Raw genomic sequence first — 1,306 nt, forward strand, 5'->3', positions numbered from 1 at the left:
CGAGAAAGAAACCCTGACTTCCCGACTGATCGACCGTCCGATCCGTCCGCTGTTCCCAGAAGGCTTCATGAACGAAGTGCAGGTTGTCTGCACCGTCGTTTCCACCAGCAAGAAAACCGATCCGGACATCGCTGCGATGATCGGTACTTCGGCTGCCCTGGCCATCTCGGGTATTCCGTTCGACGGCCCGATCGGCGCCGCCCGTGTTGCTTTCCACGAAAGCACCGGTTACCTGCTGAACCCGACTTACGAGCAGCAAGCTGCTTCGAGCCTGGACATGGTCGTTGCCGGTACTTCGGACGCCGTGCTGATGGTTGAATCGGAAGCCAAAGAGCTGACCGAAGACCAGATGCTGGGCGCGGTACTGTTTGCTCACGACGAATTCCAGGTTGTGATCAACGCTGTCAAAGAACTGGCTGCCGAAGCTGCCAAACCAACCTGGAACTGGGCTCCACAGCCAGAAGCCACCGAGCTGCTGGCCGCCATCCGTGCCGAGTTCGGCGACGCGATCTCCCAGGCTTACACCATCACCGTCAAGGCCGACCGTTATGCGCGTCTGGGCGAGCTGAAGGACCAGGTTGTTGCCAAGCTGTCCGGTGAAGAAGGTCAGCCTTCGTCCAGCGAAGTCAAAGCTGCTTTCGGCGAAATCGAATACCGCACCGTTCGCGAAAACATCGTTAACGGCAAGCCACGTATCGACGGTCGCGACACCAAGACCGTACGTCCGCTGAACATCGAAGTTGGCGTTCTGCCGAAGACTCACGGTTCGGCGCTGTTCACTCGTGGTGAAACCCAGGCCCTGGTAGTCGCGACTCTGGGTACTGCCCGTGACGCACAACTGCTGGACACCCTGGAAGGCGAGAAAAAAGACCCATTCATGCTGCACTACAACTTCCCTCCGTTCTCGGTAGGTGAGTGTGGTCGCATGGGTGGCGCTGGTCGTCGTGAAATCGGTCACGGCCGTCTGGCCCGTCGTTCGGTTTCGGCCATGCTGCCAGCCGCTGACGTGTTCCCGTACACCATCCGTGTAGTGTCGGAAATCACCGAATCCAACGGTTCGAGCTCGATGGCTTCCGTTTGCGGCGCTTCCCTGGCCCTGATGGACGCTGGTGTACCGATGAAGGCACCGGTTGCCGGTATTGCCATGGGTCTGGTTAAGGAAGGCGAGAAGTTCGCAGTCCTGACCGACATCCTCGGTGACGAAGACCACCTGGGCGACATGGACTTCAAAGTAGCCGGTACCGCCAAAGGCGTTACTGCGCTGCAGATGGACATCAAGATCAAGGGCATCACCGAAGAGATCAGG

Annotated in this window: 1 protein-coding gene; it reads left to right on the forward strand. The window is 58.8% G+C overall.

Translation table 11 applies throughout. From position 1 onward, the window contains the following. The coding region (pnp, locus tag ACIOWE_RS17725) for a polyribonucleotide nucleotidyltransferase (protein ID WP_401393884.1) at positions 1–1,306 on the forward strand (1,306 nt) is incomplete at both ends.

Source organism: Pseudomonas sp. NPDC087598 (assembly GCF_044743525.1).
Lineage (GTDB): Bacteria > Pseudomonadota > Gammaproteobacteria > Pseudomonadales > Pseudomonadaceae > Aquipseudomonas.